The organism is Streptomyces sp. NPDC047017 (genome assembly GCF_040644175.1).
Taxonomy (GTDB): domain Bacteria; phylum Actinomycetota; class Actinomycetes; order Streptomycetales; family Streptomycetaceae; genus Streptomyces.
In genome coordinates, this window is sequence record NZ_JBEYVW010000005.1 from 221,344 (window position 1) to 235,065 (window position 13,722).

Consider the following 13,722-nt stretch of genomic DNA (forward strand, 5'->3'; position numbering starts at 1 on the left):
TGAGGCCCCTCCTCAGGGCCTGATGAACAAGAGGTGATGACGCATTTCGCGGTCCTGGCGCCGGTCGGCGGGGGGAAAAAACGCCGGCGAGGATCGGCGAGCCGGGACCGCCGGCGGGCGATGTCCGCGCCCGGCCGACGGTCCGTTGCCCCATGCTCCGGATCGCCTAGTAGCCGTAGGCGGCGAGGGTCGACTGGATGGTGGTGTTGAAGTCCCACTTGTTGTTGAACAGGTCGCCCCAGGCGGCGGCCGCGCCGGTGTTGCCGCCCTTCAGGGCGACGCCGTACTGCTCGATGTCTCCATAGCCGGAGTACGCGCTCGGATCGACGTCGGTCCACGTGTTGGGATCATTGCCCGTGGTGCCGTTCAGCGAACTCGACGTCCAGCTCACGTGCATGATGTTCGACTTCGCGACCAGACCCAGCTGGGTGTTCCCGCCGGCGTTCGCCGTCACCGCGCCCCGCACCTGGCTGATCCCTGACTCCAGGCGCACCTTGCACGCCGTACCCGCGCTGTCGCACGCGCTGCCGGTGAACACGTTCTGACCCGCCCCGCTGGCGACCCACGAGAACCCGTTCTGGGTCAGCGCCTGCTTGGACGCCGCACCGAACGGCGCGGAAGCCGGGTCGGCGACCGCGATCCGGTGCCCACTCGTCGCGAGCCAGCTCACCACGCCCGCTATCGTCGTGGGCGCGCCGCCGGAGATCGGCGAAGCGTCGCACCGGGGCGACTGCGCCTTGCCGTTACCGCTGCCGTTGGCGTCCGCGCCGAACGCCAGGGGCGGAGTCCCGGCGTTGGACGGGTCGTCACCGTGAGTCGAGCCCGCCCAGCTGCCGCTGCAGCTGTAGATCGCCAGGTGCCCGATCGCCACAGCGTGCTTGCTGTTGCTGTCGCCGTTGCACTCGACGCTCCCGCTCGCCGTGCACGTCCCACCGTCCGAGGTCGGGATGACCGCGTCCACGTTGGTTTCGTCCGCCGACAGGAACGCGTCGATGTGCAACGGCCCGTTGACGCAGTTGTTCGACGAAGACGGATCGCACGTGGTGTAGGGGCCGGCGCTCTTCAGCTGCTGACGCAGGCTGCCGGACGTGATCCCCCGCATCGTCGACGTATCGATCGCCGGCTTGTTCCAGAACCCGCCGACCTGCGATGCGGCATTCGCCGTGAACGCCGTGAACGACTCGAGCGACGCGATCGTGCCTTTCATGTCCTTCGTCGCTGGATACATGTTGTTCGCGATGCCGACCTGCGAATTCGTCGTGGCGAACGCTCCCGGTGCCATGGCGGTGATCAGCGCCGTCGCGAGGGCGCCCACCGCGAACGCGTTCCGTATCCGGTGCATCGCGGTGCGGCCGGAGTTCGAAGCGCTCCGGGCGCGTCTGGACCTTCGTTGCATCTGCTACTCCTCGTCGATCCGGTTGGCGGCGGCTGCCGCACGGGCACCTCGCTGGTGGGAGCAGGCAGATACCGAGAACTCCTGGGCATCTGCGTGGTTTCCCGGCACGACGGTGCCTCACACGCCTAGATGGTGCTCACCAGGCAACGCAGTAGTCAATGATTGACAACCATGCTCGGTGTGGATGTAATGCACGCATCCAGCCCGCAGCGAAAGGGGCTGGCGGCACGATGGGCAGAGGCATGTGATGGCACTGTTGAGCAGACTGGCGCGCTCGCGCGCGACCAGGTGGGGTGGGCTGGTTGTCGCGGTGGCCGCGGTGGCGCTGGTCGTTGTGGCGCTTGTGCGCGGTGGACCGGACGCGGCCACCTCGGCCCGGAAGTCCGATCCCCAGTGGTGCACGCCGGGCACCCAGCGCACCGCGCTCTGCCCCCACAGCAAGGTGTTCGACGCGAAGGAATACGCCGTCCACGGCAACGCCTTCGAGTGCGGCAATTTCGCCAGTCAGGCGGATGCCCAGGCGGTGCTGCGGGCCAACCCCGGCGATCCGAATCACCTCGACGACGGAGGTGGCGTCGCGTGCCGTGGACTGCCGGGACCGCGCGACACCAAACCGGTCACCGGCATCGCACAGCACGTCAGGTGCGGTCCTGGCGACACGCGCAGCGCGCTCTGCCCGCAGCCGAAGCGGGCCTTCGACGCTCGCTACTTCCTGCGCTACGGCAATGACGCCTACGACTGCCCGGACTTCGCCAGCCAGGCGGACGCGCAGGCCGTCCTGCGCTTCGCGCCGGCCGACCCGAATCACCTTGACGACGATGGGAACGGCATCGCGTGCCCGGATCTGCCGGGACCCAAGGACGTCAAGCCCGTACGACGGGGAACATCGTGACGCGGCAAGGGCTCGCGCGTGCGTTCGGGCTGGACGTGACCCATCGATCGAAGGAAGCCCCGACTGCCATGACATCGGACCATCGCCTGTTCTCCTTGCGGGCCAGACGCCAGGACGGCTTCACGCTCATCGAGTTGCTCGTGGTCATCGTGATCCTCGGCGTCCTCGCCGCCATCGTGGTGTTCTCCGTCCGGGGCATCGGCGACAAGGGCCGCAAGAACGCGATCGCCGCGGACGCGGCTACGCTGCGAACGGCGGAAGAGTCCTATTGCGCGCGGCACGGACACTACGGGACAGCCGATGATCTGAAAGCCGACGGGCTGCTGTCCGGTGAACCGGTCTACAACGTGGTGGAGGTCGGCGAGGAGAACAAGTGCGGTCGGGGCGAGAAGTCGTCGTTCACGCTGCATGACACCTCCACACCGACGGAGCGCGCAGCGGACGCGATCCCGACGGGCACGAGTCCGAGCGACCTCGCGGTCGACGAGAAGGCCAACCGCGTGTACGTCGTGGCCAGCGTCAGCAACGACGTGACCGTGATCGACGGCAGGACCGACACCCCGATCGGTGATCCGATCGACGTTTCCAGCGCTGTGTCGAGCCCGACCCGCATCGCGGTCGATCCCGGAACCGGGCGGGTCTATGTCGGGGGTACCGGCGGCGTCGCGGTCATCGACACGGCCCACGGCAATCAAGTGACCCACGTCAACGGCTATTCGACGACCGTCGCCGGCCTGGCGGTCTCCCCCGAGAACGGCGACGTCTACGTCGGCGGCGGCAGCGCAGGCAGCTCGGCGGTCGCCTACATCGCGGCCGGCAGCACGTCGGCGACGCCGATCCCGCTGCCCGCTCCGGGAGTCGTGGGCGCAGACACCGGCATGGACTTCTCCTTCGACTCCGTGCACCACGCGGTGTACCTCGCAAAGGCGGGTGCCGGCGGCACGAGCCCCGCCGGAAGCATCGGTCTCTTCGCCATCTCGTCGCAGACCCACGACGCCAGGGTCGTAGCGGACTTCCCGACGAAGTCAACAAGCTGCACCGCCAGCGCCGGGGGCGTCCTTCTGGTGAACTCTGTTCGTGGCAGCATCGCCGTCGATCCGGGCCGCAACCTCGTCTACCTCCTTGCCAGGAGGTGCGTTCCGAACTCGACGGGTTCTTCGGGCTCGTGGAAAGCCGTCGCGACGACGATCGTCATCAACCCCAGCGACGGCAGTTCGACAGAGATCAACGACCTGCCGGGAACCCCCTACGGGGCCTTCGCCGCGGTCTACAACTCGGCGGCAGGGGCGGTTTACGTCTACTTGATCGGTGGAGCGAGCTGTGACGGCAGGGGGGGCCGCATCGACCGGATCGTCGGGACGACGGTCACGGGGCAGGTGTCAGTCTGCACACCGTCGGATCCCATCGGGAACCCCGCGCACAAGATCACCATGCTGAAGAACTTCAACAGGATCTTCGTCGCACAATCGGCTCTCGGTGCGCCGGGCGGCGTCGGGATCGTCGACGGCGGCACGCTGCTGACGCAAGCCCCGCTCGGCACGTCCCGCCAGTTCAGCGCATTGGCCACGAACAACACCACGGGGAAGGTGTACGCGGTCGATCCGGGTAACGGGACGGTCGCGGTGTTCCGGACAGGATCGGCCTAGGACCATGCCAGACCAGCCACGCACCCTCCACAAGCGCCCGGATCACCGACTGCGACCAGGTCGTCGTGTCTCCCTCGCGGCGGTCGGTGTGATCGCCGCGATCACACTGACCGCGTGCGGCGGCGACCATGGGTCTTCGAAGCACACGTTCGACGTCGCTCCGTATGTGCGCAAGGGGCATGTGGTCGACTGCGACGCGTTCACGTCCCAGGCCGACGCACAAGCGGTGCTGCGCGCGGACGCACTCGACCCGAACGGACTCGACCGGGACGGCGACGGCATCGCGTGCCCGCACCTCCCCGGGCCGAGGGACAAGAAGCCGGTCCACCGCGACTTCCTGACCGACAAGGACGGTGCGCCGATCAACGAGCCGATCAAGCCGTCGCCGTAGCACCCGTGGTGGTCCGATGTGCCCGGAGGGGGTGATTTTGGTGCAGGGTAAGCAATTGTTGGTCTGGGCCAATCTATTGACGCACTGGATCATGCGCTCTTAGTGTTGCCCCGGTCGCACAAACAACGCATGGGGGAGTGCACATGATGATGCGTCGCAGAATTGCCGTTGCGGGTGCCGGGGTAATGCTGGCGCTCGGCGGGGCGGTCGTGACGGCTCCGTCGGCCAGTGCCACGCCGCAGGTTTCCTGCGTCGTCGACGTTCAGGGAACCAGGGTCGTGGTGACCTGCCGCGGGCTGCAGGCGAACGTCGGATACCGCGCCAAGGCGACGTGCCTGAAGGGCAACAACACCGGGGTCTTCGTGAAGTACGGTCCCTGGAAGGGCACGGGCATGCCCGACACCTCGGAGGTCGACTGCGGCTCCAAGGTGATCTCGGGTGACTTCCAGGTCGCGAGCTGACGGGGGCTGTCCGACATGCTGCGAAAGGCACATGCGATAGGCGTCGGCGTGGCGGTGCTGGCGGGGGCCCTGCTGCCGATGGTGACCGCCGGCTCGGCCGCGGCGGTCTCCTGCTCGCCGCAGAAGGTGGACTCGTACACCGCGAGGACCTCGTGCGCCGATCTCGGGACCGTCCGGCGCTACCGGGTGCTCGTGCACTGCATCAACAATGCGGGAACGACCCGGGAGATAACCGGCCCGTGGCGCACTTCGGGGTGGTCCACCGTGACGTGTTCCGCGAATCAGACGTCGGCCATCACCGGTTATGTCGAAACGGAACTCGGTAAATGAGTAACTGAGATCCTGTTCCGGAATTCATGGCCCTGAATTCCTGATGCACGTGAATGTCAATTCCCTGCCGGTAATGTCCGGTGGTTGCGGTATTCGCTTCGCGGGGACGGCCCGCCGGTCCTACCGGTGGGCCGTTTCCTCGTGGCGGCGCGTCCGGGCGGCGCGAATTCAACTCGGGTTCAGGCCTGGGGCCGGCCGGGCCGCGAGGGGCGCGTGCCGGACGGGAACCAGAGCACGACCAGGCCGCCGACCACGACCACCAGCACGGCCAGCACGCGCAGGGCCGTGTCGACGGAGGCGGTGAAGTCGGTGACGACGGCCTGGCGCAGGGCCGGGGTGGCCTCGCCCAGGGCGGTCAGGCGCTGTTCGGCGGCCGGGACGGTGGTCGGGGCGCCCGGGCCGCGCAAGGGCGTGGGCAGGGCGGCGGTGAACACGCCGGTCACCACGCTGCCGGAGATCGCCACACCCAGGGCGCTGCCCAGTTCGCGGGCCAGGCTCTGCAGGCCCGAGCCCACCCCGGCCCGGTGCGCGGGCAGCGCGGACATCATGCCGTGCGACAGCAGCGGCGTCGACACCCCGCAGCCCGCCGCCGTCAGGGTGGCCCCGAGCGCGTACCACGTGTAAGGCGTGATGGGAGTGACGAAGGAGACCGTGGCCAGTCCGGCGGCCAGTACGCCCAGCCCGCACGCGAGGGTGCCCCGCGGCCCCAGCAGCCGTTCCAGGCCGGCCGCGCAGCGCGGCGCCACCAGCAGGGCCGCCGCCATCGGCAGCAGCCGCACCCCCGCCCCCAGCGGCGAGTACCCCTTGACGTACTGCAGGTACTGCCCGTTGACGTAGAACAGCCCGAACATCCCCACGAACACCAGCGCCAGGCCCACCGCGCCCGCCCGCACCATCGGCACGGTGAACAGCCGCGGGTCCAGCACCGGGTGCTCGCGGCGCAGTTCCCCCACCGTCCAGCAGGCCAGCAGCAGCGCCGCCGCACCGAACCCGCCCAGCACCCGCGCACCGGTCCAGCCCGCCTGCGGGCCGGAGACCACGCTCGACAGCAGCGCCAGGAAACCGGCCGTGAGCAGGGCGGCGGACACCGCGGACACCGGGCGCTCGTAGCGCGGCGGGGCCGGGGCGAGCAGCAGCACCAGGACCAGGGCCAGCAGCGAGAGCGGCACCACGCACCAGAACAGCGTCCGCCACGAGCCCGTCTGGAGAGCCGCGCCGCCGCCCACGTTGCCCAGCACGGCGGCCATGCCCGTCATCGACGCCCACACCGCCACCAGGCGCGGCCTGCGGCCGGGCGGCGCGCCACCGACCATGAGCGCCAGCGTCGTCGGCAGCACCGCCGCCGCGCCGACGCCGCTCAGCACACGGCCGGCGATCACCACGCCGATCACCGGTGCCGCGCCGCACAGCGCGCACCCGGCGGTGAACAGGCCCATCCCGGCGGCCAGGACCCGCCTGCGGCCGAGCCGGTCGGCCAGCGCGCCACCGGGCACGAGCAGACACGCGAAGACCACGACATAGCCGTCGACCACCCACAGCACCGACTCGGCCGAGGGGCGCAGCGCGCTGCGCGAGAGGGAGGGGATGGCCAGGTTGACCGCGGAGACCATGCCGATGACGAGGGTGACGCACCAACACATCACCGCGACCGTGAGGGGGCCGGGGGCGCCTTGGCTTTGGGGGTGGGGGAGCGATCCCGTGCCGGTGCCGGTGCCGGTGGCAGCGCGGGGCGGCTTGGTGGGCCGGGGGCCGCTCATCGGTCGTCCCCCGGTCGCGTGCCGTGCGCGTCCTCCGGGTCCGGCGGACGCGCCGGGCCGCGTACCAACTCGGCGTGGAACGCGAGCCGGTCGCCGCGTACGCGCAGGTACTCCAGGTCCACCGGACGCCCGTCCGGCAGCCGGGTCAGCCGCTCGATGGCGAACAGGGCCGAGCCGGCCGGGACTTCCAGCAGGCCGCAGGTGTGCGCGTCGCCGCTCACCGCGTGCACGGTGACGCTCGCCGAGCCCAGCCGGCCGCCGGTGGACTCCTCGATGAGCCCGAACAGGTCCCGGCCCGCCAGGTCCGCGCCCAGCAGCGGCTCACCGATGTCCGCGACGAGATACGTCAGGTCGAGCGAGAGCGGCACGCCGTCCAGCAGCCGTACCCGCTCGATGTACACCACCTGCCCGCCCTCCGGCACACCGAGCCTGCGCGCCACCTCGCCCGGCGGCCGGACCGGACCTGCCGCCCGTACCCGGTTGGTGACCGGGCCGTGCGGCTCCAGGGTCTCCGCGAGGCCGGTCAGCCGCTGCAACGTGTGTTCCAGCGGACGCCGCACGATCACCGTGCCCACACCCTGGCGGCGCTCCACGACCCCCTCGTCGCGCAGCAGGCCCAGTGCCTCGCGGACAGTGTTGCGGGAGACGGCGAAGTCGGTGATCAGCAGCCGCTCGTCCGGGAGCGTGCCCGAGGGGAACGCGCCGGAGGCGATCTGCCGGCGCAGCACCTCCGCCACCTGGCGGGCCTGGTCCGCCCGCCTGCGGCGGTCCGGGCGGTGGTCGCCGGACCGGGCCGGTGAGGCCGCCATGACAGCACCTCCGTCCCTCCATGCTCCGACCGGTGGACACGGCGGCCGCCGCATCCGTGGAGGGGCGCCAACGTACGGACGGAATGTTTCACGCAGGTTACGCCACCTGGGATGACCTGCGCCGACGTCGATGACGTGGGACGCAGGGCGGACGGGCGGTCCGTTGCGCCACCCACCGGTGATCCGGCGGCGATTCCGTTCGTCGAAAGGCTTGTTCCGCTTCTCGGAGATCTCCTAGGGTCGGCGCTCCCCGCCCGGCCGCTCCCTCCGGCCGGGCCCTCCCGTGCGAACGTGAAGGAGCATGCGGTGGCGCGTACGGCATGGCAGGACCCGGACCCGGACCCGGAACCCGGCTCTGACCCCGGCTCCGGACCCGACCGGAACTCCGACCGGAACCCCGAGTGCCCGCCCGGTTCCGCGAGCAGCGGCACTCCGCCCCAGGCAGGCCGCGGCCAGACAGACCCCGGCCAGACAGAGCCCGGCGCCCGGCCCACGAAGGACGACGGCGGTAGCGCCCCGGCTCCCCACCACGTAGCCCGCCGCGGATTCGTCGTCGGCGCCGGGCTGCTCGGCGTGGGCGGCCTGCTCGACGCCGCCACCGCCCCGGCCTCCGCCGCACCCGCCCCGCCGGTCGTCCCGCCCACCGCCGCCCCCGCCACCACCGCGCCCGCCGCATCCCACGACCCCTTCGGCCCCGACGACTTCCGTGACCGCAGGCTGCTGCTCGTACCGGACGTGGTCCTGCTGCCCGAAGGACCCGTGCGGGACCGGGCGGTGCTCGTCCAGAACGGTGTCTTCCGGGCCGTGGGTCCGGCCGCCGCGCTCACCGCCGCTCATCGCGACGCCCACCGGGTGCGGCTGACGGGACACCTGCTGATGCCGGGCTTCGTCGACGCCCACCATCACCTGACGCAGAGCTTCGGCAAGGCGCAGGCGTTCGGGCAGCCCTCGGAGATCTTCAAGGCTGTCTGGGAGCCGCTGGAACACGCCCTCGACGAGGAGACCGCCCATCTGTCGGCCAAGCTCGCCGCGCTGGAGGCGCTGCGCGGCGGCTTCACCACCGTCGCCGACGCGGGCACCCGCGCGCCCGTCGACGTCGGCGTGCTCGCGAAGGCCACCGAGGAGGCCGGGCTGCGCTGTGTGCTGTCGAAGGTCGTCTCCGACGGCAAGGGCGGAAAGGAGCACCTGGAACGCTTCCACGGCTCCCGGCTGGTCCACCCCTCGCTGGCCGTCCCGCTGCCCGAGAACGCCACCGACGCCGTGCTCAAGCACACCGCCGACCTGTGCGCGGAGGCCGGCGCGGTCTTCCAGATCCACGTCAACGAGCACCTGGCCGCCGTGGAACGCTCCCTGCAGAGCGTCGGCCGCCGGCCCGTGGCCCATCTGCACCACATCGGCGCCCTCGGCCCGCACACGCTCGGCGCGCACGCCACTCTGCTCACCCCGGACGAGATGCGCATGCTCGCCGACACCGGAGCCGCCGTCAGCTACAACCCGGTGGCCAGTGCCTGGAAGGGCAACGCGGTCGCGCACGCCCTGATGTTCGCGGCCCTGGGCATCCGCTTCGGCACCGGCACCGACGGCACCCGCGGTGACGGCTTCCGCCTCGTCGACGCCGCCGAGAGCGCCCAGCGGCTGGCCTACGGACTGCCGTCCGGGGACTCCTCCTGCGGCGCGGGGCGGCTCTGGCTCACCCACGCCACCGCGCTCAGCGCCGACGCGCTCGGCCTCGGCCGGGTCACCGGCGAGATCGCCGTGGGCAAGGCCGCCGACTTCCTCGTGGTGGACCTCGCGGTCCCCGAACTCACCCCCTCCTACGACCTGTCGTGGGAGCTGGTCCGGCTGGCCGGCCGCGACCAGATCACCGCCGTCGTCGTGGACGGCCGCCTGCGGCTGTGGCAGGGCCGGCCGACCGACTGGGACGCCGCCGCCCTGATCCGGCAGGCCGCCGAGGCGGGACCGCGGGTCGTCCGGCGCGCCGGCATCCACCGGGTCGACCCCGACCCGGACGGCCCCCGCGCCGCCGCACGCCGCTCCCCGTCCTGAACCCGACGCGAACCCGTCCGTGAACCCGTCCGTGAACCCTGCCCTGGACCCGCCCCGAGCCGCCCCTTCAGAGGTGGCGGCGGCGGGCCGCGGACTCCTCGTCGTAGCGGGCGCGGGCCGTGACGGCGGCCTCGCGGCCGGCCACCTCGGCCACGGGCACGTCCCACCACGCCTGGGCCGGGGGCGCCGTCGCCGCCGGGTCCGTCTCGACGTACACGCAGGTCGGCCGGTCGGCGGCGCGGGCCGTGCGCAGGGCCGCGCGCAGTTCACCGACGGTCCCGGCCCGCAGTACGTCCATGCCGAGGCTGCCCGCGTTGGCGGCGAGGTCCACGGGCAGCGGGGCGCCGGTGAGGGACCCGTCGGCGGCGCGCCGGCGGTAGGCGGTGCCGAGGCGTTCGGCGCCCACCGCCTCCGACAGGCCGCCGATGGAGGCGTACCCGTGGTTCTGGACCAGGACGAGGGTGATCGGCAGGTCCTCCTGGACGGCCGTGACGATCTCCGTCGGCATCATCAGATAGGTGCCGTCACCGACCAGCGCCCACACCGGTGTGCCGGGCGCGGCCTGCTGGACACCGATGGCGGCCGGGATCTCGTACCCCATGCAGGAGTAGCCGTACTCCACGTGGTACTGGCGCGGCGAGCGGGCCCGCCACAGTTTGTGCAGGTCGCCCGGGAGCGAACCGGCCGCGTTGATCACCACGTCCTCGTCGCCGACCACCTCGTCCAGCGCGCCCAGCACCTGTGTCTGGGTGGGTACGGCGCTGTCGTCGGGGGCCCGCAGCGCGGCCTCGGCCACCCGGTCCCAACGCTCCTTCCCGGCCCGGTACTCGGCCGCGTACCCCGGGTCGACGCGGTGTCCGGCCAGCGCCTCGGCCAGGGCCGTGAGGCCGGTGCGCGCGTCGCAGACCAAGGGCGTGGCCGCCAGCTTGTGGGCGTCGAAGGAGGAGATGTCGAGGTTGACGAAACGGACGTCCGGGTGCTGGAAGAGGGTGCCGGAGGCGGTGGTGAAGTCGGTATAGCGGGTGCCGACGCCGATCACCAGGTCCGCGGTGCGGGCGAGGTCGTCGGCGGCCGCCGTGCCGGTGTGCCCGACGCCGCCCATGTCGGCCGGGTGGTCGTGGCGCAGCGAGCCCTTGCCCGCCTGGGTGGAGGCGACCGGGATGCCGGTGGCGTCGGCCAGCGCCTTGAGCGCGTCCTCGGCCGCGCTGTGGTGCACCCCGCCGCCGGCGACGATCAGGGGCCGGGCGGCGGACCTGATCCGCCGTACCGCGTCCGCGAGTTCGGCCGGGTCGGGGGCGGGCCGCCGTACCCGCCACACCCGTTCGGTGAAGAACTCCGCCGGCCAGTCGAAGGCCTCCGCCTGCACGTCCTGCGGCAGCGCGAGCGTCACCGCGCCGGTCTCGGCCGGGTCGGTCAGTACGCGCATCGCGTGCAGCGCGGCGGGGATCAGCGCCTCGGGGCGGGCGACGCGGGCGAAGTAGCGGGAGACCGGGCGGAGGGTGTCGTTGACCGACACGTCCGCCTGCGCCGGGTGCTCCAGCTGCTGGAGGAGCGGATCGGCGGCGTGCGTGGCGAAGCAGTCGCCGGGGAGCAGGAGCACCGGCAGGCGGTTGACCGTGGCGAGCGCCGCGCCGGTGACGAGGTTGGTGGCGCCGGGGCCGATGGACGTCGTCACCGCCTGCGTGGACAGCCGGCCGCGCTGACGGGCGTAGCCGACCGCCGCGTGCACCATCGCCTGCTCGTTGCGGCCCTGGTGGTACGGCATCACGTCCGCGTACTCGACCAGGGCCTGGCCGACGCCCGCCACATTGCCGTGGCCGAAGACGCCCCAGGTGCCGGCGATGAGCCGGTGCCGTGCGCCGTCCCGCTCGGTGTACTGGACGGACAGGAAACGCACGAGGGCCTGGGCGACGGTCAGGCGGTGGGTGGCGGTGCTCATCGGGGCGGCTCCGGCGCGGTGTAGAGGGGGAGGCGGGGGTCCACGGGCTGTGCGGGCCAGGTGCCGCGGACCCAGGCGTGGTCGGGGTGGTCGCGGATCAGCCAGGCGCGTTCGGGGTCCGGACCCGCCATGACGTTGAGGTAGTACATAGCGTGGCCGGGCACGGCCGTCGACGGGCCGTGCCAGCCGTCCGGGATCAGCACCACGTCACCGTCGCGCACCTCCGCCAGCACGTCCGTGTCCCGGCCGGGCCCGGACGGGGAGACCCGCTGGTACCCGAGGCCCGGGACGCCCTCGTGGGCGGCGAACTCGAAGTAGTAGATCTCCTCCAGGACCGACTCCTCGCCCGGCCGGTGCTCGTCGTGCTTGTGCGGCGGGAAGGAGGACCAGTTGCCGCCGGGCGTGAGCACCTCCACGGCGATCAGCCGGTCGCAGTCGAAGACCCCCGCCGCGGCGAAGTTGTTCACCTGGCGCGAGCAGCTTCCGGTGCCGCGCAGCTCCACCGGGACGGCGTGGGCGGGGACGTACCGGGCGGGCAGGCGGCGGGTGCAGCGGGCGCCGGTGAGCGCGAACCGTCCGCCGCCGGCCGAGGACACGGTCGCACGGGCGTCCCGGGGCAGGTACGCGAAGTCGCTCACCCCGCTGAACACGCTTTCCCGGCCGGTGAGTTCGAACGTGTCGCGGCCGGAGTCGTCGGCGCAGGCGACCGTGCAGCCGCCGCCGAGCGGCAGCACGATCCACTCGCTGTCCCCGGTGCCGAAGGTGTGCGAGCCGCCCGGCGGCAGCTCCAGGACGCGCAGGCCGCAGTGGCCCCAGCCGGCGGACTCGGGGGTGACGGACACGGCGTAGGGGCCGGCGGCGGCCCGGCCCGCGGGGAGGTGGTACGGACTGGTCATCGGGTGCTGTCTCCTTGCCATGGCGGGTGCGCGGGGCGGTGAGTGCGCCACCGCTGCCGCTACCGCCACCATGCCCGTCCCGCCCGCGTCCACCCCACTGCGGCCCGCCGTGCCCGGGTACCTTCGAGCACGAGCTGTCCGTACCGGCCTCTTCCGAAGGGAACCACCGACATGGCCCCCGCCTCCGTCACCGACCCCGTTCCCGTTCCCGCCCTCGACCGCATCCGCGTCGGCTCGGCCCCCGACTCGTGGGGCGTCTGGTTCGCCGACGATCCGGGCCAGGTCCCCTGGGACCGCTTCCTGGACGAGGTGGCCGAGGCCGGCTACCCCTGGATCGAACTGGGCCCCTACGGCTATCTGCCGACCGACCCGGCCCGGCTCACCGACGAGCTGGCCCGGCGCGGCCTGAACGTCTCGGCGGGCACGGTCTTCACCGCCCTGCACCGCGGCCCCTCGGTGTGGGAGGCCACCTGGGAGCACGTCGGCCGAGTCGCCGCCCTCACCCGGGCGACGGGCGCCCGGCATCTCGTCGTCATCCCTTCCTTCTGGCGGGACGACCGGACCGCCGAGATCCTGGAACCGCCGGAGCTGACCACCGGGCAGTGGGCGCACCTGACCCAGGGCATGGAACGGCTCGGCCGCCGGGTCAAGGAGACGTACGGCCTCGACATCGTCGTCCACCCGCACGCCGACACCCACATCGACACCCGTACGCACGTCGAACGCTTCCTGGACGCCACCGACGCCGATCTGGTCGGCCTGTGCCTGGACACGGGGCACTACGCCTACTGCGGCGGCGACAGCGTCCGGCTGATCGAGACCTACGGCGAGCGCATCGGCTATCTGCACCTCAAGCAGGTGGACCCGGAGATCCTCGCCGAGGTGGTGGCGGGCGGGGTGCCGTTCGGTCCCGCGGTGCGGCGCGGCGTGATGTGCGAACCTCCGTCCGGGGTGCCCGCACTGGAACCCGTGCTGGTGGCCGCGCAGAAGCTCGGTGTCGACCTGTTCGCGATCGTCGAACAGGACATGTACCCGTGCGCCCCGGACAAGCCGCTGCCCATCGCCGTACGCACCCGCAGCTTCCTGCGGTCCTGCGGCGCCTGACGCCGGCCGCGTCCCGCCGCGCTACAGTCGGCCTGGTACGGCGAGCCGAGAGCCC

Annotated in this window: 12 protein-coding genes; 7 read left to right on the forward strand and 5 right to left on the reverse strand. The window is 72.1% G+C overall.

Annotated features, from left to right (window positions below; all coding sequences use genetic code 11):
• Positions 1-166: 166 nt before the first annotated feature.
• Positions 167-1,315: a hypothetical protein gene (locus ABZ858_RS10815; protein ID WP_361374914.1), complete on the reverse strand. Its 1,149-nt coding sequence runs from the start codon at positions 1,313-1,315 to the stop codon at positions 167-169.
• Between the two features lie 328 nt (positions 1,316-1,643).
• Between ABZ858_RS10815 and ABZ858_RS10820 the strand changes: the two genes are divergently transcribed.
• The 5 genes from ABZ858_RS10820 to ABZ858_RS10840 all read left to right on the forward strand — a co-directional run bounded on the left by ABZ858_RS10820 (position 1,644) and on the right by ABZ858_RS10840 (position 5,116).
• Entirely contained in the window at positions 1,644-2,288 is a 645-nt protein-coding gene (locus ABZ858_RS10820) for a hypothetical protein (RefSeq protein WP_361374916.1), read from the forward strand.
• Positions 2,289-2,356: 68 nt separating this feature from the next.
• Positions 2,357-3,934, forward strand: a complete 1,578-nt coding sequence (locus tag ABZ858_RS10825; protein WP_361374918.1) for a prepilin-type N-terminal cleavage/methylation domain-containing protein — start codon at positions 2,357-2,359, stop codon at positions 3,932-3,934.
• A gap of 88 nt (positions 3,935-4,022) precedes the next feature.
• Positions 4,023-4,325, forward strand: a complete 303-nt coding sequence (locus ABZ858_RS10830) for an excalibur calcium-binding domain-containing protein (RefSeq protein ID WP_361374920.1) — start codon at positions 4,023-4,025, stop codon at positions 4,323-4,325.
• Positions 4,326-4,468: 143 nt separating this feature from the next.
• Positions 4,469-4,786, forward strand: a complete 318-nt coding sequence (locus tag ABZ858_RS10835; RefSeq protein WP_361374922.1) for a hypothetical protein — start codon at positions 4,469-4,471, stop codon at positions 4,784-4,786.
• 48 nt (positions 4,787-4,834) lie between these two features.
• Entirely contained in the window at positions 4,835-5,116 is a 282-nt protein-coding gene (locus ABZ858_RS10840) for a hypothetical protein (RefSeq protein ID WP_361374924.1), read from the forward strand.
• 179 nt (positions 5,117-5,295) lie between these two features.
• On the opposite strand, the gene ABZ858_RS10845 is transcribed toward ABZ858_RS10840, so the two are convergent.
• Together ABZ858_RS10845 and ABZ858_RS10850 are read right to left on the reverse strand one after the other, a co-directional pair.
• Entirely contained in the window at positions 5,296-6,873 is a 1,578-nt protein-coding gene (locus tag ABZ858_RS10845; protein WP_361374926.1) for an MFS transporter, read from the reverse strand.
• Complete coding sequence (locus ABZ858_RS10850) at positions 6,870-7,682, reverse strand: GntR family transcriptional regulator (RefSeq protein WP_361374928.1); 813 nt, start codon at positions 7,680-7,682, stop codon at positions 6,870-6,872. Before ABZ858_RS10850 ends, ABZ858_RS10845 begins: the two co-directional genes overlap by 4 nt.
• Positions 7,683-8,399: 717 nt before the next feature.
• Between ABZ858_RS10850 and ABZ858_RS10855 the strand changes: the two genes are divergently transcribed.
• On the forward strand, positions 8,400-9,728 hold the full coding sequence (locus ABZ858_RS10855; protein WP_361375325.1) for an amidohydrolase family protein: 1,329 nt from the start codon (positions 8,400-8,402) through the stop codon (positions 9,726-9,728).
• 67 nt (positions 9,729-9,795) lie between these two features.
• Here the strand turns inward: ABZ858_RS10855 and iolD are convergent, their stop codons facing one another.
• Together iolD and iolB are read right to left on the reverse strand one after the other, a co-directional pair.
• Positions 9,796-11,667, reverse strand: coding sequence for a 3D-(3,5/4)-trihydroxycyclohexane-1,2-dione acylhydrolase (decyclizing) (gene iolD / locus ABZ858_RS10860; protein WP_361374930.1), 1,872 nt, complete (start codon positions 11,665-11,667; stop codon positions 9,796-9,798).
• The gene (gene iolB, locus ABZ858_RS10865) at positions 11,664-12,563 is read right to left on the reverse strand and encodes a 5-deoxy-glucuronate isomerase (RefSeq protein WP_361374932.1); all 900 of its coding nucleotides are present in this window, start codon (positions 12,561-12,563) and stop codon (positions 11,664-11,666) included. The genes iolD and iolB overlap by 4 nt, the downstream gene beginning before the upstream one ends.
• Before the next feature lie 171 nt (positions 12,564-12,734).
• Here iolB and ABZ858_RS10870 point away from each other — a divergent pair, with 171 nt between their 5' ends.
• Positions 12,735-13,667: a sugar phosphate isomerase/epimerase gene (locus ABZ858_RS10870; protein ID WP_361374934.1), complete on the forward strand. Its 933-nt coding sequence runs from the start codon at positions 12,735-12,737 to the stop codon at positions 13,665-13,667.
• Positions 13,668-13,722 lie beyond the last annotated feature (55 nt).

Coding starts and splice junctions, on each gene's coding strand:
- ABZ858_RS10820 (WP_361374916.1), top strand. CDS start 1,644: ATGGCACTGTTGAGCAGACTGGCGCGCTCGCGCGCGACCAGGTGGGGT.
- ABZ858_RS10825 (WP_361374918.1), top strand. CDS start 2,357: ATGACATCGGACCATCGCCTGTTCTCCTTGCGGGCCAGACGCCAGGAC.
- ABZ858_RS10835 (WP_361374922.1), top strand. CDS start 4,469: ATGATGATGCGTCGCAGAATTGCCGTTGCGGGTGCCGGGGTAATGCTG.
- ABZ858_RS10845 (WP_361374926.1), bottom strand. CDS start 6,873: ATGAGCGGCCCCCGGCCCACCAAGCCGCCCCGCGCTGCCACCGGCACC.
- ABZ858_RS10850 (WP_361374928.1), bottom strand. CDS start 7,682: ATGGCGGCCTCACCGGCCCGGTCCGGCGACCACCGCCCGGACCGCCGC.
- iolD (WP_361374930.1), bottom strand. CDS start 11,667: ATGAGCACCGCCACCCACCGCCTGACCGTCGCCCAGGCCCTCGTGCGT.
- iolB (WP_361374932.1), bottom strand. CDS start 12,563: ATGACCAGTCCGTACCACCTCCCCGCGGGCCGGGCCGCCGCCGGCCCC.
- ABZ858_RS10870 (WP_361374934.1), top strand. CDS start 12,735: ATGGCCCCCGCCTCCGTCACCGACCCCGTTCCCGTTCCCGCCCTCGAC.